We start from the raw sequence: 20,483 nt of genomic DNA on the forward strand, positions 1-20,483 counted from the left end.
GCTCTTGCGGTTCGGCTGACACGTTCATGCGGAGGCCGCCTGCGGTTTACGCCGCACCGGCTTTTGGATCGTGCGCACGCTTATGCGGCGCCAGCTTCCATCGTCGACCAGCGCCTGCAGCAAGTCTCCGAGGTTGTCGAAGAACACGCCGCCGACCCGTTCGATCAACTCCCCATCGCGGCTCAGCTCCACTGCATAAAGGTCGTCGCCACGCTCGTACAGCACTGTGACGCGGCCCTCGAACTTCATCGTGGACACGTTGAAGCTGATGGCCGGTGGCGTGGCGATGATGTCCTTGGGCAGCGGATCGAGCCAGGTGAAATCCCGCGCGCCGGCATCAACCAGCAGGTGCGTGATGCGCCGGTAGCCATCGGGTGCCGGCAACTCTTCCAACTGCGTGATGAGTTCCTGCAGTTCCGGGCAGCGTGGCTGTGGGATCGGCAACTTCGCCGGCGCGGAGCCGAGCACGTACGTCTGCAGCGTGTAGGGCTGGCCGTCGCTGGTGTACTCGGTGCGTTCCTCGGGCGTGTCCGCACGAAGGCCGTCGAAGCGGCGGCGGGCATAGGGTTCGACTTCTACCTTGGCCCCTTCGTCGGGGTCTTCGGTCACAAGGCAGCGGTCGAGCACCGCGAACTCGATCCGGCCCGTTTTGACGATGATGGCGTCCTCCGTCTTGGCAATGATCTTGCCATCGAAAGGCTTGGGATCGATGTGGAAGCCCATTGTCGAGACCTTGGGCTGGCCGTCGAAGATCTCGTACTTGAAGGTACGGGCATTGGACGGCACATGGCCGCGAACCAGTAGCGGCATCTGATTGCGAATGACTTGATGATCCATGGGGAAGTCTCCAAAGAAGCAAGGGACTTCCCGCCACAAGGGAAGAAAAATCCCTTGTGGGTGGTGGACGCGACATGCGTCCGTGGATGATGATGGCCCGCGCGACAACGCGCGCCGCAGTCTAGAGGGCCACGACTGCTGGGCATGCAGCCGGCAACGCCGACGAACATGCCGAAATGGTTCGCCATGTGCCTGGCGAGCGTCGATGAACAAATGGAATCACGCCGTTTCGTATTCATCGAGAACCGGTCCGTTCAGCCGTTTCCACGAGGACATCCGTGTGCACATCATCGAGAACGAAGGCCAGGCCATCGCCGGCACGAACTACTGGGATAGTCAACACGCTGCTGCTGGCTACGCATTTCTTTCATGGAATGCTGGCGCCGGCCGTATCCTTCTACCGGCCGCATTGGTATCGGCGTTGCCCGACATGCGCGCGGCGCACTATGTCATCGTGAGCCAGGGGCCTTGGCGGGTGAAAGACGGGCGTGATGCCTGGGAGCTACTTTTCGAGGACGGCAGTGATGCCCCCTATTGCCTGCATCTGGTCGCGGAACAGTCGGATCGGCGTCTGCCCGACAAAGATCAGGGCGGCGGTTTCGTCGTCACAGTATGGACACGCGAAGGCGAGCAACTGCGACTGCCCGGAAAGTACCGAAAGGTCCGGGAGATTCCGTGTTTGGCCCCCTGGAAAACCCATTGATTGGATACGCAGTGTTCGTGCCGCAGCGCAGGCTTCGCGTGGGACAGGTTGATTGCACGCGATCCATCTGTGGCGAGATACAGGAACACGCCCGACTGGAGAACCGAATGGACGCCTTCACAAACTATGTGGCGGGCCTCATCCGGCGAGGTGATGACCGTTACATGCCGGGAGACGCGGACAAGTACGCCGTGGAAACCGGTCTGTTCCAGCGGGGTGGAGAGTTCATCGCCCCGCAATTGCTGGAACTCGCCAAAACCCTGGGGGACGAGAAGATCATTAGCATCGTCTACACGATGCAGAACCCGCGAAGCCGCCACTCGCGCATCACCCGCAAGCAAATCGATGCTGTTACCCATGCGTTGCTGAGCCGCTACGGTAATGCCAAGGCCGTCTATGCGGCTGCGTTGGGTATTTCCGAGGCGGTGATGGTCGAGGCCGTTGAAACCTGGGAAGAGGACTGAAATGGACGGCCTCGACTTCTCGGATGTCACTGACGACCAACTTGTGGAACTGGCCCGGGCTTGTTGCCTGGAGGCGCTCAGACGCAGCCCTGCGTCCGCACAGGCCATGCGCGACATGATGCTGTCCGAAGCCGAGAAGGCGCGGATCGCGCGAGAGGCCAGCGAGGCGGAAATCCGGGCCGCGCGCGCGCGTGAACGGGAGCGCATAGCCCGCGAAGCCGCCGCGCAGACACGTTACGAGGAAGAGCGGCGAACGGCCTCGCAGCGGGCCGCGTCGGCAGCTCAGGCCGCCGAGCGAGCGCGCATACTTGCCGCAGAACAGCGTCACCGGGACATGACGTTGTTGCGTCAGGCCGCCGCGATGGTCAACAAGCGCCCCGGCGACATCAGCATCCTGCACTGCCACACCGCCAGCGGCATGCGCCTGATGATCAATCCCGGTTGGTATCGCTATGCCCGCAATCACTTGGTCGACTATCACATCAGGACGGCAGCCATCAGAACCGTGCAGGCACTGGTCAAGCGTAAGCAGGAACTCATTGACTTCTGCGCCGCGGCTGCGGCGGTACTGCCACCCGACAGCTTTTTATCCGGCAGCGAATATCGTTGGCACAAGGAGTAGCACCTCACATGTCCAAACAGCTTTCCAATCCTTTGCAGGCGCTCATTCGCAAGTCAGCTTCGACGCTGCCGGCCACCACCGGCACCGTTGCCCGCTACGAGGAAAGGCTCAATCGCACTGACGGACCGCGGATCATCCTGGCTGATCTATCTGGCTCGATGGAAAGCCCGGCCTGGGGCCAGCGGCGCAAGATTGACCTACTATGCGAGGCGGTCGATTCCATCCTGGGCAATGCTCGGGAACCAGTACGACTGATCGCCTTTGCCGGGACGCCGGTCGATGGCATCTCGCAACTCCCACGCGAGGCGTTGAGCGGGAGCACGGCGCTGCATTTGGCGCTGGACTGCGCCGCACGGCACCGACCACGAGCAACGCTGGTTATCAGCGACGGCCAGCCGGATGACGAAGAGTGGGCGCTGGCTGCCGCGCGGAACCTTCCCGGTCGCATCGACGTACTCTACATCGGCCCGGACATCGAGAAATCAGCGATCCAGTTCATGCAACGCCTAGCCCGGCTCGGCTGCGGCGACTGTGTCACCAATGATCTTGCCCAGACAGGCCAGCCGGCGCTCGAACGAAGCATTCGACAGTTGTTGTTGTGCAGTTCCTGATTGAAAGAAAAAGCCCCTCGATTGGAGGGGCCGATGGAGAGGTCAGAAATCCTCGTAGACGAAGTGATGCACGTGCTGCGCGGGGAAGAACACATGCTTCCAGCGATCGCCGTGGGTGTTTCCGCCGTCAAACAAAACCATCTCGTAGGCTTGGACGTCTGCATCGAGCAGGCTCAGCGCTTCGATCTGGCGCATGCGCAAGCTGCCATGGTAGCGATCGAACACCAGGGTCTGGCCCACAGCATCTTCCTGGGACATGGCGTTGATGCAGGTGCCGAGCTGCTGGTCGAAGTCCGGCTCAAGGCCATGCTCGCGCAGCAGGTCGGCAACGATGACTTCCAGGTTGAGGTGGTCGAGCGGCCTGTCCTTGTCGATCCCCCGCTGGCACCGCTGGCACAGGTCGCAGACGATGTTCGCGAGCTGCAGCAGCAAGCTGTGCAAGGTCACGTTCTGATGAGGCATGGTGATACTCCTGATTTGGGGCGAACCGGCACCCTGCGGGTGTCGGCCCACAAGGTCGATGGAAAGCTCCCTTGGAGTGCAAAGGGAATACGGTTACAGCTTTGTTTCAACGATCCACCACTCCGACTTCGGCAGTGGCTGACCGCTGATGGGATGTATGTCGACCAGTACGGCCTGTGCCGACCAGCCGGAAGCCGGAAGATGCGCACGCACGTCGCCCTGGCCGTACCAGCGGCGCATGCGTACCGTTCCGGGTAAGTACAAGGGGCGCGAGGCTGAGGACTTATGAGGCTTCGCGCGGTTGCGAGACGCGAACTGTCGATCAGGCATTGGGAGTGCTCCTGAGAAAATGAAACGGACTCCTTGCCCTTGCGGACGTGGAAGCCCGCGAGAGGGATGAAAGAGTGGATCAAGCTGTCAGGGCTGCTCCTCGTACAGCGGCAGACCTTCCAGCGGTGATGCGTCGGCATCGAACACCAGCATCCTGATGTCGGCTTGCCCGGCCAGTGCCAGTACGTCGGCCAGATCCTCGGGCATGCCCTTGGACAGGTGCTCCTGACGCAACTGGTCAGCGGTGATGCCTTCGATGTCCATCAGGTTCTCATCAGTCCAGGGCGTCGCGATCAACTTGACGGCGATCGCTCGGCTGTCCGGAATGTGAAACGCGACGAACAGCATGCGGATCGGCGTGGTGAGGACAACTAGCCCTGCCAGATAGCGCAAGGTCTCTTCGGTGATATGCGCGGAACTGATCTCCCAGCATCGGCTGTAGAAGCCCGTCTCGAACTGTAGACTGCGCACGACTTCTTGGGCGGATTCCAGTGTGTAGCTGTCGCCCATGTGGATGAGGCCTCTGTCCAGGGTTCGGCCATAGATGCTGTGGTACACAGCCTGGACGGCGCCGCTGCCGCCGCAGAGATCGTCAACTTCGGGCGGCACTGTCTGGCCTTCGGTGATGACCGCGAAATAATCGTTGAAGATGCATGCTTGGTACACCACCTGGTCATCGGCCAGGTGGGCCTGTGATGGATGCAGTGGCAGAAAGGTTTGCGGGTGGCGCTCGTCATAGCTGATGACGACGAGGCGCCGAATCTCGAAACCGTAATAGCCGCGTGCGAAAGGGTTGGATGGATGATCCATGGTTCTATTCTCCGGTGAGGGTTGGCGCAGGGCCAACCCCCATCGGGGGATGAGCCCCGCTGGGAAAGAAAAGCGGCACCGGAACTCGAACCCGGTGCGGTTTTCGATTAGCTACGCGCGCTGACGGTGCTGTCCGTTAGCGCAGCAGGTCGGAAAGGCGCTGTTGCAGTTGCGCGCGTTGCGCGTCGTCATTCACGCCATCGAGCATGCGCCGTGCTTCACGCACGAATACGTCGGCAGCACCATTCAGGTCGTTGATGAGCAACGCCTTGCGGAGGTCATTGCCGAGATTCACCGCTTGCGAGGAGTCACTGGACACCGTGCATTCGCGGCTAAGGAAATACCCGTCGCCACCGAACTCGAAAAGCCGCGGCTTGCTGCTACCCCAGCAGCCCTGCATGCGGATTTCCTTGAGGCCGTGGCCATCGTCGAACCGTGTTGCGATCAGGAACAATGCGTCGAGCTGGACGACATCCTCGAACGGATGGTGTTCTATCAGGTTTTCCAGCGCTTCATCCTGATCGGCACCGAAGTGGTGGGAGAGCACTTCGAGGATTTGATCTATCGAAGGTAGCGTCTGCTCATCGGGATTCGACAGGCCCAGCGATGTCGCAATTGCTGCCAGGTCTTCGCAGATGGTGTCCCAGTGTGCGCAGCTGTCTTGGTAGTTGAGGGCTATGTAAGCCTGGCCGTCGCCGGGGTATGAGGCATCCAGCTTCAGCCCGCCGAACAGCGCGGTGATGATTGGAGTGACTTGATCAAGCACGAGAAGGCCAGTGGCTTCGTAGTAGTTGTTCGCCATGGGAAGGCTCCTGGTTGTTGGTGCGGAGCCAGCCCCTGCGGACGTGGCATCCGCGAGGATGAACCGAAGCCGTGGCCTCGGACAATGGTAGAGAAAGCGCTATTCGCCGAAGTCGATGGGTCGCCCAGGGGCTTCAGCAGTTCGATCAGACCGCAGTTGGCCTGTAGATAGATGTCGTTGTAGTCGTCACCGGTTGGCGAGCGCTCAGCCGCATTGATGTCGGCATCCAGATCCAGGATGGCCTGACGCAAACGGCGGGCGATTGCCAGTGGTGCCGGCATGTCGTCCTGCACTGGTTCGTCCAGCGCGGCGAGCACGGCCCGCGGTGAAAGCGCGTCCGGCAAGGACTCGAACACCGTGGGCGTGTCGCTGCGGCACAGCGCTTCGGCTTCGGTGTTGCCGATATCGAAGTGGCCGATTTCATCGTTGGCCGCGCCTTCGGTGTCGTAGTCCACCACTACGAATGGCGGCAGCGGAAGATGATCGGGCCAGTCCTGCACAACGATGGTCTGGACAGACCGCCTTCGAGAACGACGGCAAAGGATGGATTTCGGGACATGGATCGCTCCTGTAAGAAGAATGGAGGGACACCGTCCTGGAGGAACGGACGTCCCTCTGGGAGTGAAGAAAATGCGAGGGCAGGTCGGTATGGACTCACCAGACGCTGTAGTTGAGAACAAGATCGGCGATGACTTCACGCCGTTCCAGATCCAGGCTGCCCAGGTCTGCAAGCCCTTCATAGCTGCAGCGCCGCAGCATGGCCGCACCCTCACGGGCGTCGTAGAAACTGACCATGGCTGACAGGAACAGGCGCTGGCCGCCGCTCAGGACACCGAGGGCGTCATTGAGCATCAGCATGTTCGGACGCAAATCCGACTTGTTGGTGGCGCGACGCAGGCCTTCGCGAGTGCCATCACCAAACCATTCGTGGCCGGCGATCTGCGCACCGCGCTTCCAGGCCAAGAAGAAGGCCTGGGGCGCACATGCAAAATGCCGCTGCTCCCGCACGAGCTGATCAACGATTTCTGGTGGCAGAAGCTGATTCATGGCGTTCTCCTTTAAACAGTGATCAAGGGGGTGCGCAGTTGAGTCCAACTGCCCCTTGAGAGGGCGTGCTGGGCAGAGGCCGCACTGCGGAAGTACTCGGTGGACTCGCGAGAGACCGGGCCTTTAAGGTCGCGCGTGCCGATGTAGTGACCTGCAGCGCTGTGCAGGACTTCGAGCGGCAGGTATTTGCCGGCGTAGTTGAGGGCCAGATGGCCGAATGAGGCTGAACGAGGCATGGGCATCTCCGTAGCTGAGGCGGGGGAGACGGCCTGATCCCTTATCGGGATGGCAGCTCCCGCAAGGGTTGAAGAAAGAAGCATCGGCACCGCGAGGGTGCTCGTCCGCAGGTGGATGCGATGGCGGACTGGTGGGTCGAGGGGACTGTCCCCGGCGCAGCTTGAGACCCCGCTGCTGGCATGGCGCTGACAACGTCAGCAACACACGCGCGCAGATTGCCCCGCCGTTCGGAGGGTGTCAGGTGGGAAAGGGAGTTCTGTCAGACCCGCATTGACGGGGCTGAGGCGCCGATTGGTGCCAGAAATGAGTGTTCGCTTGCCCGGTGCGCCGCAGGCGGTGCTGTCAGATCCTGGGGCAGGATGTGCTCAGAGTCCGGGAGGTAACTTGGAGGCCATCATGCGGCGGCGATCATAGCGCTGGCCATCCGCGATGAAGGTTCCGTCGCCTACGGCATGGATGACACGGCGCTCGGTTCGTTGACGGTCGAGGTAAGCGGCCAGGCCTTCCAGGACGACGATGCCGTGCGGTTCAACGATGTCGGTCACCCGACACTCGATGTTGGCAAGGCATTCCAGGATCAACGGGGCCCGGACGTGCCTGGCTGGTTTGGCGGACAGGCCAAACGCGGCGAACTTGTCGGTGTCCGCACCTGAGCAGGTGCCGATGCCGACGACGGTATCGAGCATGTCGATGGTGGGAATGGCGATGACGCATTGACGCTGTTCGCGCAGGGCGACGAACGAGTGATTCCAGGCCCCTGTGCTGATAGCGAAGACCGGCGTGAAATCCACGACCATCGTCCAGGAGATGGTCATGATGTTGGCCTTGTGCCCGTCGTGCGTACTGACCAATACCACCGGGCCGGACTCCATCAGGGTGAAGGCTTTGGACAGCTTGAGCGCGCGCATGAGATTTCCTTGTGCCAGACAGGAAAAAGCCCCGACGAGCGGGGCTTGGAATCAGGCGAACTGCAGCCGTGCGATGGGTGGATGTTCGCGGTGTTCGGCTTGCCACAGGTCATAGGCTGTCTGCTCGGCGAGATACTGCCGCGCACTGCCGAGGCCTGCCAGTTCCAGCCGGTGCGCCAGATCCGCGCTGATAGCTGCGTGGCCGTTCAGTACGGTGGAGAGCTGCCCGCGCGAGTAGCCGATGTGCCGGGCCAGGCCCGCCACCGTCATGTTGATCGCCGGCAGAACGTCCTCGCGCAGCGCTTCACCCGGATGGGGAGGATTGTGCATAGCCATGTGGGCCTCCTGCTCAGTGATAGTCGAGGTAACCGACAAGCTCTACATCCGAGCCGTCGAACCGGAAGATGACGCGCCAGTTGCCTGACACGCTGACCGACCAGTAACCGGCGAGCTTCCCTTTCAGGGGGTGCAACCGGTTACCGGGACGATCCATGTCGTTCGGGCTCTTGGCAACTTCAAGGGATGCCAGCAAACGCTGCAAGCGGGAGACATGGTCGGCGCGAACGCCGGAAGTGTCTCCACGCTGGTGCAGCGCTCGCAATCCCTTGTGCCGGAATGACCGGATCACGATGCGTAAAGTGTAAGGCAAGGACTTACACTTTTCAAGTAAAGCAGATGGGTCTGCATGGTGAATCTCCTCTTGGAACAGCGGCCGCGCAGGGCGACGGTGGTCAGGAATATTCGTCTCCCAGAACATGCTGCTTCCACAAGGCGAAGGCTTCGTCCGGCGGCAGTTCGGCCAGGATGACGATGGGTTCTTTCTGCCGTGTGCGCAGCGCGGCAAAGAAGGCTGGCTGATCGGCGATCGCCTTCAGCTTGGTGCCCTTGAGAAAGAGCAGCTTGCCGTTCTTGACGAACAGCACCTTGTTATTGATGCTGCGGGCGTACGCGGTGCGTAGCTTGCGGTCGGCGTGCATCGCCTCGGCCAACTGGTCGACCAAGTAGTCTAGGGTGACGTTGATGACGATCGGTTCGTCGTCCTCGCCGGAGGTGCCGCATTCGAGGGTGTCGGGTGGCAGGCTCCTTGCGAATTGCTCGGCCTCGGCCAATTTCACGGCCTTGCCTTTATGCGCATGAACAAATGTCATGCCTCCCTGCCCGTCGTTGCGGGCTTCGGCGATAGCGATGCCATCGAAGAGGACCGTAGCGGTGAAGCACAGCGTCTCTTCGCTGGCGAAGTCCGCAGCCTTGAGGTTTTTCAAGGCGATGCGGTCTTGCTTGATGGTGGTTTCCATGGGGTATTCCTGTGAGATCAGCCGGGAAACGCCATGCCCCAGGCGGGACGAGGCACTCATCCCGAGGGTTGGAGAAAGAGGCATCGGTGCCCGCTTGGGCAGCGTTCGCCCGAGCGATGCGGAGGCGAACTGGTGGGTGGCATGGAGCGGAACTCCACGGCAGCCTGGCACCCTGGCTGCTGGCGTGTTGCTGACAGCGTCAGCGAGCACGGGTACAAGGATCGGGATTGGAGGGGCCTGGCGTCATGCGGAAAGCAGAAATCGGCGCTACCGGATTCCCGCGCAAAAAAAAGCCCCCGGCGTGCGGGGGCGTAAAGAATGGATATGGCTCAGGCACTGACCGATTGGAGCTTGCCTGTCTCATCGAATGTGAGGTGAATGACAGCGCCGGCCAGCTTCGGCTGCGCTGTATGGCGCAGTGCATCCGGCAGCAAGGCCTCGACGACGCGATCCGGTGACGACGAGCAGCCCACAGCGATGAAGGTCGCGATGTAGCGGGCGTCTTCATCCTCGCGATCCTCGGCATAGCGATCATCAAAGATGTAGTCGCTGACCAATCGGGTCACTCCGTCCGCCGCTGCGGTTAGGTACAGTGTGCAGCCCTTGCGCAACGCCGGCACGGCGTACTCGGGCGCGCCCTCCAGGCGGACGTGCAGTGTCTCGACCAGTTCCAGTTCGACCTGATAGTCGGCCAGGCCAGGGTCACTGTCCCGATGAAGGCCAGCGCCCATCTTGACCTGGACTTGCTCAGGAGTGACTGTTCTGATCAGGCGCTTGAGCCAATGGCCGTCATCGAGACCCGGCTCTTCGAACAACAAGGCACCGGCAGCCTCCAGATAGACCTCAGCCGTCGGCGCGTCGTCCTCCTCGTTCTCGATCTGCCAGACGCCTAGCTGCTCCACGACTTCGCGCGCCAGGATGCCGTTGGGCATGTAGTGTCGCCAGTAGTGACGAAACCCGGCCGGCTCAAAACTCCAATCCCGGAACCAGCCGCGGGGGACGAAAGGCACGTCGTTGAGCAGATCGGCGTTGGGCGAGTTGAGGCACTCCTGGGCGTAGTGTTCGACGAACTCGCTCGCGGTCAGGGTCTGTTTCACCTCGACCAGCGCTGCGCGGTAGGCCTCGTTCACTGCAGCCTGGATACGCGGGTGCTCTTCCGCTTCGTTCAGCAGATGCTGGCGATCCGGGAGTTTCGCCAGCGTATTGTCAGGTAGCAGAACGACCTGGTGCTCGTTGTAGCTGGGCATCCGGCCGATCGGCAGCCCTTGCAGGAAGCAGCGCCACTGCGTATGGCGGCCGGCGAGGTTGATCCGTACCTTGCCCATGGAGGTCTCCCGCCAGCGCAGGCCGGGCCTGGTCAAAGGGCGAGGAACTTCTGCGCCGTTGAACCAGATCGGCACCGGAAACGCCTCGCACAGGCGCTGGAGTTCCTGCTCCACCCAGGCAGTCAGATCCTGTCCTGCCTGCGCCGGCTTGACGCCTTCGAGACGGAGCTCGGTGCCGGGGCGGTAGCTCTTGTGATAGACCACGACGCTATCGCCGCTGATGATCTGCTCGGTTCTGGCGGTAAAGGCCAGGTCGCGGGAATGCACGCTCAGGCGGTCAGCGAAATACAGCGTGGACAGCGCGCCGAAGCCGAAAGCATTCTCACGAGCTTGCAGTTTTTCACACCAGTTGGAATGTGCAATGAAAATGAGGTCTTGCAGGTCGTCCATTCCTATGCCGTCGTCGCTGACGGTGAGGGTGTCGCCTTCGACGGTCACGTGGATGTGCTCGGCCTGGGCGCGCCGGGCGTTCTGTAACAATTCGCCCAGCATCGAGGATGGGTTGAATGCGTGGCGCAGGTTGGCGATCAGGCGGTTCTGGTCGGTCTTGAGATGAATGGTGCTCATGGTATGGCTCCTTGGAAAAGTGGAAGCCGACAACACTGCCCGGCGCCGTGAGGCACTGGTCAGGTGGATTGCCGGAAGGGAATGGGCCGATCGGCCCGAAGGAAAAGCGGCATCGACGCCGGGGGCGCGTGTCCGCGGCACGATGCGGTGCGGACAAGGACGGTCGACGCGGAGTAACCGCGGCGCAGCCTGAACGACCATGGCTGCTGGCACGAGCTGACGGATCAGCGATGCAGGTGCGACGATGCGCCTGACGCTACGCGATGTCGCACATCAATGCGCAGCCGCACCGCCCGCGTTGTCCAGAGCCTGCAGCAGGCGTGCGCCCAGCCAGGCCACGCACGGCACCGCCATGGAATTGCCGATGACTTTGTAGCGGGGCGCGTCGGCCGCTGGCTTGCCGCGGTACGGCACCAAAGTCCAACCATCGGGCATTCCCTGCAAGCGCTCGCATTCGACCGGCATGAGCCGCCGTACCTTCCACTGCAGCCAGTTGCTTCCGTCCGGCTTGATCGGCGTGTAGCGGAAATGGGCTTCGAGGTCAGGCATCAGCACATGCGGCATGCCCTGGCCGGGCTTGCCGCCGCCCGTGGAGAGTGCGCCCGCGATCTGGCCATGGCCGGATTCCAAGCGCAGTTCGCCGCGCGAGTTCTGCGCGAAGGCGATCGCGGGCATCACCTTCGTGCGCATGGTCGGTGCCAGTCCCACCGCGGCGTCCGCGCCATAGTCCTGGGCGGTGAAGGCGATGATCGGAATGCCGCGGCCAGTGCCGTCCTCACTGCAGCCCTTGCCGTTGTTGGCGGTATTCAGCGCGTGGCTGATGGCGCCCCCGACCGACTGAACCAGCACGGTGTCGGCCTCGAAGTCGCCTTTGGTGCCGACCTGTGCCGTCATGCAGGCGGCGATGTCGATGGGGCCCGCAGTATTTCCACCGCCGAAACCAAACGTCATCGTGGCCTTGCCATAGGGTGGCTTCAGTCCTCCGAAGCCGCCTGCTGCCGCAGCGCCAAATCCAGCAGTGCGGGCAGCGTCTTGCCACGGCGCGAAGCCCGTCGAAGAATCCCCGAGCACGCCAGCGGGCTCAAAAAGTACCGCGGCAGGATCGATGTCGTCTCCACCACTTGCCACAAGAAACACGCGCTTGCGGCGCTGGGCGACGCCGAAATGTTGAGCATCGAGGACGCGCCAAGCGATACGGCGCCTGGGACCAGACACACAACCTGCGTACGTCCAGCGCGCCCCTGGCGGTTCGAGCGCATGGCTTTCTCCGGCCAAAGCGCCCAACAAGCAGCCAAAGGCGTTGGAGCGGTCGCTGAGCACGCCCGGGACGTTTTCCCAGACGAGCGTGACAGGTGGTTGGCGGTTTTTGCGGCGGGTTTGGTCGATGACATTGGCTAACTCCACGTAGGCAAGGGTTAAGGCGCCGCGCGGGTCATCCAGACCCCGTCGCGCGCCGGCGATGCTGAACGATTGGCAAGGCGTGCCGCCGACCAGGATGTCCGGCGCGGCGACCTGGCCGGCGCGGATCTGGCTGGCAATCCCCGTCATGTCGCCCAGGTTCGGCACGCTCGGGTAACGGTGTGCGAGCACGGCGCAGGCAAAGGGGTCGATTTCAGAGAACCAGGCGGCTTGCAGGCCGAGCGGTTCCCACGCGAGGCTCACGGCCTCAATGCCACTGCAAACGCTGCCGTACTGCAGCGCATGGGGTGTTGGTTGGGGGTTCATCGGGGTATCTCCTGTTCGTTGGCCCAGGGCCGTACTCGGTCGGGCGTTGCGGGAAGTCAGGAGAAAAAGAGGCCGGAGGCCGCCTGTTGGCGAGCCCCCAGCTCAGGAGAAAAAAACCACCCATGGTCTGGCGCAGGGATCGGGCCGTCGGTAGAGCCTGTCACTGCATCAGCACACACCCGACCCGTGTCGTGGCTGGGGTCGGCATCTTCTGGCGCACATCCGCGCACAAACGGAGCCCAGTTTTTCGCCGTTGGGCACGGCGCCGAATACCGTCGACCCCAAGGGATCTCCTGGTGGCTCGCCTGGCGGCGAACCGGCAAGGCACCAGGAGACCCCTCGCGGCGGACGGGAACACGCGATCAAGACATGCGCCGGGCGCGATGGGGGGAGAAGGCACCTTCTCGCCTCGCTGTCCGGGTTGGCACAGCGAGGCGCGCACACTGTCGGTCGAAGGCGTTGCGTGCTGGGAGCCCTGCCATGGGATGGCAGGACGGTGGTCACGTCGTGGAGAGCCGACGTGGCAGCGGGATTTAGCGCCTGTCAGGCGGTCTTGGAACCACTACGGCGCTTGCGCGGGGCGCCGCGTTTGCCCTTGCCTGACTCGATGGGCTGCGAACCCTTGCACTCCGGGTAACGCGGGCATGACCAGAACGGCCCGCTCTTGCCGGGACGTTGACGCATCGGTGTGCCGCATTCGAGGCACGGGGGCCCCTGGGGCACCTTGATGGACAGGGATACGCCACGGAACTGCTGCACGAGCTGAGTAATCCACGCGGACTGTTTCTCGACGAACACGTCAAGCGTCATCTGGCCAGCCTCGATCATGTCTAGTGCTTGCTCCCAGATTGCCGTGGTGCCGGGGTCAGCAATTGCTGCCGGTACGGTGTCGATCAGGGTGAAGGCGGCGTCCGAAGCGCGGATGACGCGTCCCTTCTTCACGAGGTAGCCACGTGCGATCAAGCCGCTGATGATGTTGGCCCGCGTCGCTTCGGTGCCGATGCCGACCGTGTCCTCGAGTTTTTGCTTCAGGCGCGGATCGGAGACGAGCTTCGCGACGGTTTTCATGGCTTTGACCAGTTCGCCCTGCGTGAACGGCTTGGGTGGCTTGGTCGTGAGCGCTTTCAGATCGACACTGCCGAGCTGACAGGCCAGCCCTTCATGCAGAGGCGGCAACACCTGGCTGCGGGCGGTGGCATCGTTGCCATCGCCGTGCTCGGGGCCGTCGGGATTGGGCTCGGCCAAAACCAGACGCCAACCTGGGACGACGATCTGCTTGCCGACGGCTTGCAGTACTTCTCCGCTGCACGACAGTTGCGCCATGCTGCGGTCGAACTCATGGTGCGGCAGGAACTGTGCGAGATAGTGAGCGCGGATCAGTTGGTAGACCGCCAGCTCCTTCTCGTTCATCGCAGCGAGATTCGCCGGTTCCAGAGTTGGAATAATGCCGTGATGCGCAGTGACCTTTGTGTCGTTCCAAGCACGCGAGCGCTGGCCGGGGTCGAGCTGCTCGATCACCGGCCGCAGGCCCGGGTCGGTCTTGAGCAGACTGTCGAGCACCGCAGGCACTTCTGCGAGCATGCTCTCGGGCAGGTAACCGCAGTCGGAGCGTGGATAAGTCGTCGCTTTATGCGTTTCGTACAGTGCCTGAGCGATGTCCAGCGTCTCCTGTACGTCGAGGCCTAGCTGGCGCGAGCACACCTCTTGCAACGTGCCGAGATCGAATAGCAGCGGCGGGCCTTCACGCATCCGTTCTGTCGTGACCGAGACCACCTGCGCCCTGCCGGCGGCACGCATGCGCTGTACTGCCTGTTGCGCGACAGCCTCCTGCAGGCAGCGTCCGGCATCGTCGGTGCAGGACGCAGGGGCAACCCACTGCGCGGTGAAGGCATGGCTGCCACTGGCTGCCAGCGCGACGTTGATGCTCCAGAACGGCACGGGCGCGAACCGCGCGATTTCACGATCGCGATCGACGACCAGTTTCAGCGTGGGCGTCTGCACGCGGCCGACTGACAACACGCCGTTATAGCCAGCCTGCCGGCCCAAGAGCGTAAACAAGCGGCTGAGGTTCATGCCGATCAGCCAGTCCGCACGGGAACGCGCTAACGCCGAGTAGTACATCGGCAGCGTCTCCGACGACGGCTTGAGAGCATCCAGCGCCTTGCGGATCGAGGCATCGTTCAGTGCTGAGAGCCACAACCGCTGGATTTCCCCGCGATAGCCACAGAGCTCGACGATCTCGCGCGCGATCAGCTCGCCTTCGCGATCGGCATCGGTGGCGATGACCAGCTCGGTCGCCTGCTTGAGTAACTGTTTGACGACTTTGAATTGCGCGGCGGTCTTGGGTTTGACTTCGACCTTCCAGCGCTCGGGAACAATGGGTAACTGCTCAAGAGACCAGCGCTTGTATTGCTCGTCATACGCTTCGGGCGGTGCGGTCTCAACGAGATGGCCAATGCACCAGGTGACGATGACGCCGGGGCCATTTAGGCAGCCGTTGCCGCGCTGCCGCGCGCCCAGGATGTTGCCGATGTCTTTACCCTGGGAGGGCTTCTCGCAGAGGTACAGGCGCATGCTGTTCCATCCCCATCTGGTTGCTCTGGTTGCTCTGGTTCATGGTCAGCAGCATGTCCGGGGGAGGCGTGTCGGGCAGTAAACAAGGGGAATGCGGTGGCAACCGCTTTCACGGTGTGGAATGGCTTGTGCGGGGGATGGCGCGTGGCCGGGGGCATGCGGACCGGGAGCCGCAATGCGCAGGAGCGCGTGGAAATCGCTGGACGTTGATGGAGCTATACCCGTGGTATAGCTGCGGAAAAAAGCACAGGGCATTGGCAATACGGGCGCTGGCGCATGGAGGGCGGCTGTGAGCTGCTACAGCCGCCCTCGCGGGCTGGTTAGTCCTTGGTCTTCTTCGCCTTCGCCTCCTTCGGCGGCGCAGCTTCGGTCGGCTTCGCTTCCTCCTCGATTTCCTGCTGCTTCGGGCTGAGCACCACGGATTCCAGGCGGTACGGCAGGATGCCCACGCTGCGAGCGTTGACCCGGTAGGTCGTGCGCGGATTGTTATTCTCGTCGGTCCAGTCGTCGCGCTCCTCGCGTCCACGGACGACGATGCGCATGCCCTTCTGGAACAACGTAGCCCAATGTTCGGCATCGCGATGCCACCATTCGACGGGCCGCCAAAAGCCGCCGCGATCCTCGTACTTGCCGTTCTTGCCGGGCACGGGATTATCGAAGTAGATGTTCAGGCGCAGGACACGGCGCGGCTCCTCGTTACCGTTGGGATATTCGTGGAACTCCGGCGCAGAGCCGATGTTTCCTTCGCCACTGAAATGTGTACTCATGTGGATGACTCCTGGTTGGTGAAAGATGCCCGCATCGAGATTGGTCAATGTGGGCGCTGCTGGTCGATGAACGACCGGTTCAGTTCGCAGCCGATGAAATGCCGTTGCAGCCGCCGCGCCACAGTCGCAGTGGTGCCGCTGCCCATGAACGGATCGAGCACTGTGTCCCCCACGCGCGAGCCTGCTAGCACGCAGGGCGTGATGAGTTGCTCGGGAAACACAGCGAAATGGGCGCCTTTGTATGGGCGGGGAGCGACGGTCCATACGTCGCGCTTGTTGCGCAGTTCGCGGGCGCCGATCTTGTGTAGGTTGCCGCGCAGGTTGCCGTTGACACCGGAAGTACGTCCGTACGGAGGCTGGCGCACCGGGCGCTGGTTGCCCGGCCCGCGCGGATCGACAGAGGGTTCGCGGATGGCCTGGTGATCGAAGTAGTACAGGGCCTGCTTGGCGAGCAGGAAGATGTGCTCGTGCGAGCGCGTGCAGCGGTCGGTCACGCTTTCCGGCATGACGTTGGGTTTGTGCCAGATCAGTTCCTGGCGCAGATACCAACCGTCCCGGCGCAGTGCGAAGGCGAGCATCCACGGGATGCCCAGCATGTCCTTGGCCTTGATGTCGCGTCCCGGACGAATCGCACCAACGGCCGCCTGGGCCGCCGCGTGCTTGCATCCGCCTTTGGTGCTGGCGGCCTGGTAGGTGCGCCGTGCGGCGTAGCTGTCGCCGATCACGATCCACAGGGTGCCGTCGTCGGCCAGGAGCTGGCGCACGGCCCTGAACACCTGCACCTGGCGCCGGATATATTGCTGGGGCGTGTCTTCGGCTCCGATCTCCAGACGCTTGTCGGGATGCTCGGGCGGCAGGTAGCTGCGCAGCCCGAAGTAAGGCGGGCTGGTGATGCAACTCTGCACCTTGACGCCATCGGCGTGCATGCGCCGCAGCAGGCGCAGGCAGTCGCCTGCATGGGTGCGATCGAGCCAACGCGGTGCGGATGGCGGCGCGCTCAGCATGACGATGGCCCACGGCTGCCACTGGCAAGGATTTGGAGCCGGCGCAGATAGGCATCCTCCGCCTGGGCCATTTTGCTGGCGCAGTCCTGAGCCTGGCGGCCGAGGGTGTGCAGCAGGCTGACCTGCATGTTCAACACGATGCGCTGCTGTTCCAGCGCGAGCAGGTCGTCGAGCAGATTCGCAGGTGTGGCCGGGCTCGCCATCATGTGCTGCCACAGGGCCACGCCCATGGCGGAGCGGTCATGCTTGCGCCAGCGTAGAAAGCTTGTGCCTGCGCCAGTGTGTTGCAGGGCCAGCTCTACAGGCAGCAGGTGGAAGGGATAGCCCCGTGCCTGCGCCAGCACGCGCCGCTGCGCTAGGTCGATCAACTGCCCCCTGAGCGCGTGGCATTGACTGGCCCAGTCCGAGAGTGCTCTCTTACTTTTAAAAGGCTTTAAAAGGCCTTTTAGATAGGCAGCCTGTTCCAGGTTGATGAAGTCTGTCTGTTCCAGCGGATGGAAGTGCCTGAGTTGGGCTGGGTCGCGCACCGTCATGCTGGCTCACCCTCGTCGGGGGCCGCTGCCTCGGTGGAGGCTGTCGCGGTATCCAGCGCTTCAGGCTCGTCGGTGAGGGCTGGTTCTGCGCTTGCGCGCTGCTGCGAACCACGCCGCACGATCGGTGGCGCGAAGCGGCTGCGGCGGCTGCCTTCAAGCACGTCCTGGGGCAGCTCGCCGAACTTCTCCAGCGCTGCCCGTGCTGCGGCATTTTTCGCGGCGAAATCATCGCGCGTGGTGCCCGAGTACCGATACTGCTGCGACAGCGAGAACAGGCTGCGCAGGACATGGGCGCCATCGTGGAGCCAGCGCTCCAGAGTCGAGCGGTCGATCAGGGCCGTGTGGTGAGCCAGGATCAGCCGGCGCGCAAGATCGTCGTAGTCGGCGAGCAAATAGACAGCCATGAAACCGAGCTGGGAGGAGACGAACAGCGGGAGCTTCACAGGCTGCACGTTGAGGTTTTCGCCAAGACTCAGGGCTGGCGGTACATCGGCCAGTGCCTGATCCACCTGCTGGCGCAGGGCTTGAAGCTGCTCCTTGGTGGTGGCGAGCTTTTCTTCGATGCGCAACATCCACCAGTCCGAGTACGGGTCATCTTGCTCGGCGCCGCGCTTGAGCTTGTTCATGATCGAGACGAAGCCGTTCAGGCCGACGATGCCTGGCTTGCCCTCGGCCGGTGCTCGGCCATGCCAGATGCGGGAGGCGTGGTGGGTGTGGAGGGTCAGCGACATCGCGCTGCGCAGTGACCCCAGGTTCAACTGGAGGGATTCGGCGGCGTTGTTCTCTTGGGCCATGGTGACGACTCTCTGTAGTGAAACGAGTCGCCAGCATCGGCAGTCGCAGGAAGGCCGTCAGTCATCAAACCGCACTGGCGCTAACCTGTTTCTTGACGCTGCGGGAAGGCATCCTGTTGCGCTATACCCGTGGTATAGGCGGCTATGGACTTCAGTGGACACTGCGTTGTATTGCCTCTGGCAGCACAGTGCCCCTGATGGACGGAAGGCTGTGTATTGCGCTATACCCGTGGTATAGGCGTCGGTGGAACACCATGGACATACCTTCCGCTTTTGGGCTGGGCCAGGTGTCTAGGTGCGCAGCAGATCGCGAAGTCGTGCAATGTGCGCCATCGCGGTCTCGGCGCTGGCTGGGACAGGGGGTGGCTCGGGCTCCTTGCGCGCCGGCGTTGGCGCGGGCTGCGCCTTCTGTGCGGCCCAGGCATGGAACTCGCCGCGCAGGGCTTTCTGGATAATTCCGAACAGGTAGCCTGTGGGGTTGCGAATCACCGTGGAGGTACAGCGCGCCTCCCATTCGTCGATCAAGGGTTGCTGCAGCTCGCGCTCGACCGATTGCAACGCTGCCAACGCCCCTGTCTGCTGCTCGACCTTGAGGGCCAGGAAGCGCTCAGGCAAACGCAATGGCGCGAGCGTGCGCGGTACTGTACGTACTTCTTTTATATTTTCTTCTTTACGTACTGTACGGGCGGTCTTCGGATTCCGAAGTGAGCCGGTTTCACCGGGTTTACCGCCCACTTCGGAATCCGAAGCAAGACCCCGCGGATTTCGAAGCAGGTCTTGTGGCCCGTCTTCGGAATCGTAGTTGTCCACAGGCTCGGGGGCGCAGGCCGTGTTCCAGTCTTGAGCAGCCAGACGCTGCGACAGTACCTGCAGCCGGGTTGGCAGTACCTGTCCGCAGAGCATCGGATCTTGGGTCAGCTCTTGCAGGGTGTGCACGCCAACGCGCTGGATGGACTTGCTGGCGTGGGTCAGCGACTGGCTGACCAGTTCCAGGTAGTCGGCATCGAGCTGGATCGCTTCGTAGGGGCTGAGCGGTTCGTCGTGCAGGACGTAGAGGTTGCCCAGAATGCGCCCGGTTCTGGGATCGCGCCGGCGCCTGACCAGGCTGATCCAGCGTGTGAGGCGCAGCACCGCCAGCGTGCGGGCGACCGTCTCGTGCGAGGCGCGGGTCGCGCATGGCATCGAGGCCAGCCAGGGGGCGAGTTGGTCGTAGGTGGGCATGGCGCTGATGCCGTCGTCGGTGAGCATCAGGTGGAAAACTTGCCAGGCGTTGCGCTCAAGCGGGGTCAGGCGGCGATCCTGCAACAAGGCGCGCGGTACGCTGTCATGACGGTTGCCGCTGAAGAGGAAGCCGTCTGCCTGCGCGGTCGGCGCAAGTCGCGGGTTCGGCGCAGGTGTCCGAGACGGTTCGGACCATTGGGACTGCAGTTGAGTGACGGCCTTGTCGAACAGGTCACCCAGCCGAACGGGGCCGCTGGTGCGGCGCGGCCCCTCCATCAGATGAGTCCTTCGTCGATCCATCCACGTACGGCACTCCAGATCACGGACAACGGAAGGCTAGTGGTTTCGGCGAGATCCGCCGCAATGTCCAGCATACCCATGTCGTCGTTGGTATCGACTTCCTGCTCCTTCACGGCGGTGGACCAGCGTTTCCACAGATCGATGTCCTGCTCTTCGGTCAGCACCGGGTGGCGGCCCTTGCGCTTTGGCAGGCCGATGACGCTGCGGCGCAAGGCGATCTCTTGGTGGGTGAGGCCGAAAAACTTGCTGATGAGTTCAGTGCTCGCCCCGAGGCGCAGGAGGCGGTCGATCCTGACCACCTCCTGCGTGACGTCATCGGCCTGATGCAGCAGACGGCGCAGCACGTCGCGATTGATGGCCACCGAGCACCAGGACACGTTGGCGTTGGCCAGTACGCTGGCCAACGCGGGGTGTTTGAGTGCATCGAGATCCTCATCGTCGAAGCCCATCGACTTGGCCCGGCGCAACTGACCGTTGCGCAGATCATGGAGCGCTTGTGCAATCACCGCCTGATTGAGAGGGTGTGGACCGGACATGATGGCCCC

Annotated in this window: 25 protein-coding genes; 4 read left to right on the forward strand and 21 right to left on the reverse strand. The window is 62.7% G+C overall.

Annotated features, from left to right (window positions below; translation table 11 throughout):
* Positions 1-24: 24 nt before the first annotated feature.
* A complete protein-coding gene (locus tag JG725_RS17280; RefSeq protein ID WP_199379076.1) occupies positions 25-837 on the reverse strand; it encodes a GTPase in 813 nt (270 codons plus the stop codon).
* 205 nt (positions 838-1,042) lie between these two features.
* Here JG725_RS17280 and JG725_RS17285 point away from each other — a divergent pair, with 205 nt between their 5' ends.
* The 4 genes from JG725_RS17285 (at position 1,043) to JG725_RS17300 (ending at position 3,237) form a co-directional block, all read left to right on the forward strand.
* A complete protein-coding gene (locus JG725_RS17285) occupies positions 1,043-1,540 on the forward strand; it encodes a hypothetical protein (RefSeq protein WP_233356464.1) in 498 nt (165 codons plus the stop codon).
* 107 nt (positions 1,541-1,647) lie between these two features.
* Positions 1,648-2,004 (forward strand): hypothetical protein, encoded by a 357-nt coding sequence (locus JG725_RS17290; RefSeq protein ID WP_199379078.1) that lies wholly within the window; start codon positions 1,648-1,650, stop codon positions 2,002-2,004.
* A gap of 1 nt (position 2,005) precedes the next feature.
* Complete coding sequence (locus tag JG725_RS17295; RefSeq protein WP_199379080.1) at positions 2,006-2,626, forward strand: hypothetical protein; 621 nt, start codon at positions 2,006-2,008, stop codon at positions 2,624-2,626.
* 8 nt (positions 2,627-2,634) lie between these two features.
* Complete coding sequence (locus JG725_RS17300) at positions 2,635-3,237, forward strand: vWA domain-containing protein (RefSeq protein WP_199379082.1); 603 nt, start codon at positions 2,635-2,637, stop codon at positions 3,235-3,237.
* Between the two features lie 42 nt (positions 3,238-3,279).
* Here JG725_RS17300 and JG725_RS17305 read toward each other — a convergent pair whose 3' ends face one another.
* The 20 genes from JG725_RS17305 to JG725_RS17400 form a co-directional block, all read right to left on the reverse strand.
* Positions 3,280-3,699 carry a hypothetical protein gene (locus tag JG725_RS17305; RefSeq protein WP_233356465.1) on the reverse strand — a complete coding sequence of 140 codons (420 nt, stop codon included), beginning with the start codon at positions 3,697-3,699 and terminating at the stop codon, positions 3,280-3,282.
* 93 nt (positions 3,700-3,792) lie between these two features.
* Positions 3,793-3,963, reverse strand: coding sequence for a hypothetical protein (locus tag JG725_RS17310; protein WP_233356474.1), 171 nt, complete (start codon positions 3,961-3,963; stop codon positions 3,793-3,795).
* Positions 3,964-4,116: 153 nt separating this feature from the next.
* Positions 4,117-4,839, reverse strand: a complete 723-nt coding sequence (locus tag JG725_RS17315; RefSeq protein ID WP_199379086.1) for an ABC transporter substrate-binding protein — start codon at positions 4,837-4,839, stop codon at positions 4,117-4,119.
* 136 nt (positions 4,840-4,975) lie between these two features.
* Entirely contained in the window at positions 4,976-5,641 is a 666-nt protein-coding gene (locus JG725_RS17320; protein ID WP_199379088.1) for a hypothetical protein, read from the reverse strand.
* Positions 5,557-6,141 (reverse strand): hypothetical protein, encoded by a 585-nt coding sequence (locus JG725_RS17325; protein ID WP_199379090.1) that lies wholly within the window; start codon positions 6,139-6,141, stop codon positions 5,557-5,559. The genes JG725_RS17320 and JG725_RS17325 overlap by 85 nt, the downstream gene beginning before the upstream one ends.
* Positions 6,142-6,295: 154 nt before the next feature.
* Positions 6,296-6,688: a hypothetical protein gene (locus tag JG725_RS17330; RefSeq protein ID WP_199379092.1), complete on the reverse strand. Its 393-nt coding sequence runs from the start codon at positions 6,686-6,688 to the stop codon at positions 6,296-6,298.
* 11 nt (positions 6,689-6,699) lie between these two features.
* Complete coding sequence (locus JG725_RS17335; protein ID WP_199379094.1) at positions 6,700-6,924, reverse strand: hypothetical protein; 225 nt, start codon at positions 6,922-6,924, stop codon at positions 6,700-6,702.
* Between the two features lie 366 nt (positions 6,925-7,290).
* Entirely contained in the window at positions 7,291-7,833 is a 543-nt protein-coding gene (locus JG725_RS17340; RefSeq protein WP_199379096.1) for a flavin reductase family protein, read from the reverse strand.
* Positions 7,834-7,884: 51 nt separating this feature from the next.
* Complete coding sequence (locus JG725_RS17345; protein WP_199379098.1) at positions 7,885-8,169, reverse strand: HigA family addiction module antitoxin; 285 nt, start codon at positions 8,167-8,169, stop codon at positions 7,885-7,887.
* 13 nt (positions 8,170-8,182) lie between these two features.
* Positions 8,183-8,461, reverse strand: a complete 279-nt coding sequence (locus tag JG725_RS17350; protein WP_199379153.1) for a type II toxin-antitoxin system RelE/ParE family toxin — start codon at positions 8,459-8,461, stop codon at positions 8,183-8,185.
* A gap of 103 nt (positions 8,462-8,564) precedes the next feature.
* Positions 8,565-9,128, reverse strand: coding sequence for a hypothetical protein (locus JG725_RS17355; RefSeq protein ID WP_199379100.1), 564 nt, complete (start codon positions 9,126-9,128; stop codon positions 8,565-8,567).
* A gap of 329 nt (positions 9,129-9,457) precedes the next feature.
* Positions 9,458-11,020, reverse strand: a complete 1,563-nt coding sequence (locus JG725_RS17360; protein WP_199379102.1) for an ATP-binding protein — start codon at positions 11,018-11,020, stop codon at positions 9,458-9,460.
* A 273-nt stretch (positions 11,021-11,293) separates the two neighbouring features.
* Positions 11,294-12,745, reverse strand: a complete 1,452-nt coding sequence (locus JG725_RS17365; protein WP_199379103.1) for a DNA cytosine methyltransferase — start codon at positions 12,743-12,745, stop codon at positions 11,294-11,296.
* Between the two features lie 543 nt (positions 12,746-13,288).
* Entirely contained in the window at positions 13,289-15,319 is a 2,031-nt protein-coding gene (locus JG725_RS17370) for a DNA topoisomerase III (protein WP_199379105.1), read from the reverse strand.
* A gap of 320 nt (positions 15,320-15,639) precedes the next feature.
* Positions 15,640-16,086 carry a single-stranded DNA-binding protein gene (locus JG725_RS17375; RefSeq protein ID WP_199379107.1) on the reverse strand — a complete coding sequence of 149 codons (447 nt, stop codon included), beginning with the start codon at positions 16,084-16,086 and terminating at the stop codon, positions 15,640-15,642.
* 44 nt (positions 16,087-16,130) lie between these two features.
* A complete protein-coding gene (locus tag JG725_RS17380) occupies positions 16,131-17,090 on the reverse strand; it encodes a site-specific DNA-methyltransferase (protein WP_233356466.1) in 960 nt (319 codons plus the stop codon).
* Positions 17,084-17,623 (reverse strand): DUF3158 family protein, encoded by a 540-nt coding sequence (locus tag JG725_RS17385; RefSeq protein ID WP_199379110.1) that lies wholly within the window; start codon positions 17,621-17,623, stop codon positions 17,084-17,086. The genes JG725_RS17380 and JG725_RS17385 overlap by 7 nt, the downstream gene beginning before the upstream one ends.
* A complete protein-coding gene (locus tag JG725_RS17390) occupies positions 17,620-18,417 on the reverse strand; it encodes a PFL_4669 family integrating conjugative element protein (RefSeq protein WP_199379112.1) in 798 nt (265 codons plus the stop codon). The genes JG725_RS17385 and JG725_RS17390 overlap by 4 nt, the downstream gene beginning before the upstream one ends.
* Positions 18,418-18,708: 291 nt before the next feature.
* Positions 18,709-19,914, reverse strand: coding sequence for an STY4528 family pathogenicity island replication protein (locus tag JG725_RS17395; RefSeq protein WP_199379114.1), 1,206 nt, complete (start codon positions 19,912-19,914; stop codon positions 18,709-18,711).
* Complete coding sequence (locus JG725_RS17400; protein ID WP_199379116.1) at positions 19,914-20,474, reverse strand: DUF2857 domain-containing protein; 561 nt, start codon at positions 20,472-20,474, stop codon at positions 19,914-19,916. The genes JG725_RS17395 and JG725_RS17400 overlap by 1 nt, the downstream gene beginning before the upstream one ends.
* Between the last annotated feature and the right edge of the window lie 9 nt (positions 20,475-20,483).

It is taken from the genome of Brenneria sp. L3-3C-1 (assembly GCF_016456245.1).
GTDB lineage: Bacteria > Pseudomonadota > Gammaproteobacteria > Enterobacterales > Enterobacteriaceae > Brenneria.

What these genes read in the sequence shown, in the direction of transcription:
- JG725_RS17330 (WP_199379092.1), bottom strand. Translation starts at nt 6,688, where the DNA reads ATGAATCAGCTTCTGCCACCAGAAATCGTTGATCAGCTCGTGCGGGAG.
- JG725_RS17370 (WP_199379105.1), bottom strand. Translation starts at nt 15,319, where the DNA reads ATGCGCCTGTACCTCTGCGAGAAGCCCTCCCAGGGTAAAGACATCGGC.
- JG725_RS17360 (WP_199379102.1), bottom strand. Translation starts at nt 11,020, where the DNA reads ATGAGCACCATTCATCTCAAGACCGACCAGAACCGCCTGATCGCCAAC.
- JG725_RS17380 (WP_233356466.1), bottom strand. Translation starts at nt 17,090, where the DNA reads ATGCTGAGCGCGCCGCCATCCGCACCGCGTTGGCTCGATCGCACCCAT.
- JG725_RS17280 (WP_199379076.1), bottom strand. Translation starts at nt 837, where the DNA reads ATGGATCATCAAGTCATTCGCAATCAGATGCCGCTACTGGTTCGCGGC.
- JG725_RS17365 (WP_199379103.1), bottom strand. Translation starts at nt 12,745, where the DNA reads ATGAACCCCCAACCAACACCCCATGCGCTGCAGTACGGCAGCGTTTGC.
- JG725_RS17400 (WP_199379116.1), bottom strand. Translation starts at nt 20,474, where the DNA reads ATGTCCGGTCCACACCCTCTCAATCAGGCGGTGATTGCACAAGCGCTC.
- JG725_RS17355 (WP_199379100.1), bottom strand. Translation starts at nt 9,128, where the DNA reads ATGGAAACCACCATCAAGCAAGACCGCATCGCCTTGAAAAACCTCAAG.
- JG725_RS17320 (WP_199379088.1), bottom strand. Translation starts at nt 5,641, where the DNA reads ATGGCGAACAACTACTACGAAGCCACTGGCCTTCTCGTGCTTGATCAA.
- JG725_RS17340 (WP_199379096.1), bottom strand. Translation starts at nt 7,833, where the DNA reads ATGCGCGCGCTCAAGCTGTCCAAAGCCTTCACCCTGATGGAGTCCGGC.
- JG725_RS17285 (WP_233356464.1), top strand. Translation starts at nt 1,043, where the DNA reads ATGAACAAATGGAATCACGCCGTTTCGTATTCATCGAGAACCGGTCCG.
- JG725_RS17295 (WP_199379080.1), top strand. Translation starts at nt 2,006, where the DNA reads ATGGACGGCCTCGACTTCTCGGATGTCACTGACGACCAACTTGTGGAA.
- JG725_RS17390 (WP_199379112.1), bottom strand. Translation starts at nt 18,417, where the DNA reads ATGGCCCAAGAGAACAACGCCGCCGAATCCCTCCAGTTGAACCTGGGG.
- JG725_RS17385 (WP_199379110.1), bottom strand. Translation starts at nt 17,623, where the DNA reads ATGACGGTGCGCGACCCAGCCCAACTCAGGCACTTCCATCCGCTGGAA.
- JG725_RS17290 (WP_199379078.1), top strand. Translation starts at nt 1,648, where the DNA reads ATGGACGCCTTCACAAACTATGTGGCGGGCCTCATCCGGCGAGGTGAT.
- JG725_RS17315 (WP_199379086.1), bottom strand. Translation starts at nt 4,839, where the DNA reads ATGGATCATCCATCCAACCCTTTCGCACGCGGCTATTACGGTTTCGAG.
- JG725_RS17345 (WP_199379098.1), bottom strand. Translation starts at nt 8,169, where the DNA reads ATGGCTATGCACAATCCTCCCCATCCGGGTGAAGCGCTGCGCGAGGAC.
- JG725_RS17335 (WP_199379094.1), bottom strand. Translation starts at nt 6,924, where the DNA reads ATGCCTCGTTCAGCCTCATTCGGCCATCTGGCCCTCAACTACGCCGGC.
- JG725_RS17395 (WP_199379114.1), bottom strand. Translation starts at nt 19,914, where the DNA reads ATGGAGGGGCCGCGCCGCACCAGCGGCCCCGTTCGGCTGGGTGACCTG.
- JG725_RS17375 (WP_199379107.1), bottom strand. Translation starts at nt 16,086, where the DNA reads ATGAGTACACATTTCAGTGGCGAAGGAAACATCGGCTCTGCGCCGGAG.
- JG725_RS17305 (WP_233356465.1), bottom strand. Translation starts at nt 3,699, where the DNA reads ATGCCTCATCAGAACGTGACCTTGCACAGCTTGCTGCTGCAGCTCGCG.
- JG725_RS17300 (WP_199379082.1), top strand. Translation starts at nt 2,635, where the DNA reads ATGTCCAAACAGCTTTCCAATCCTTTGCAGGCGCTCATTCGCAAGTCA.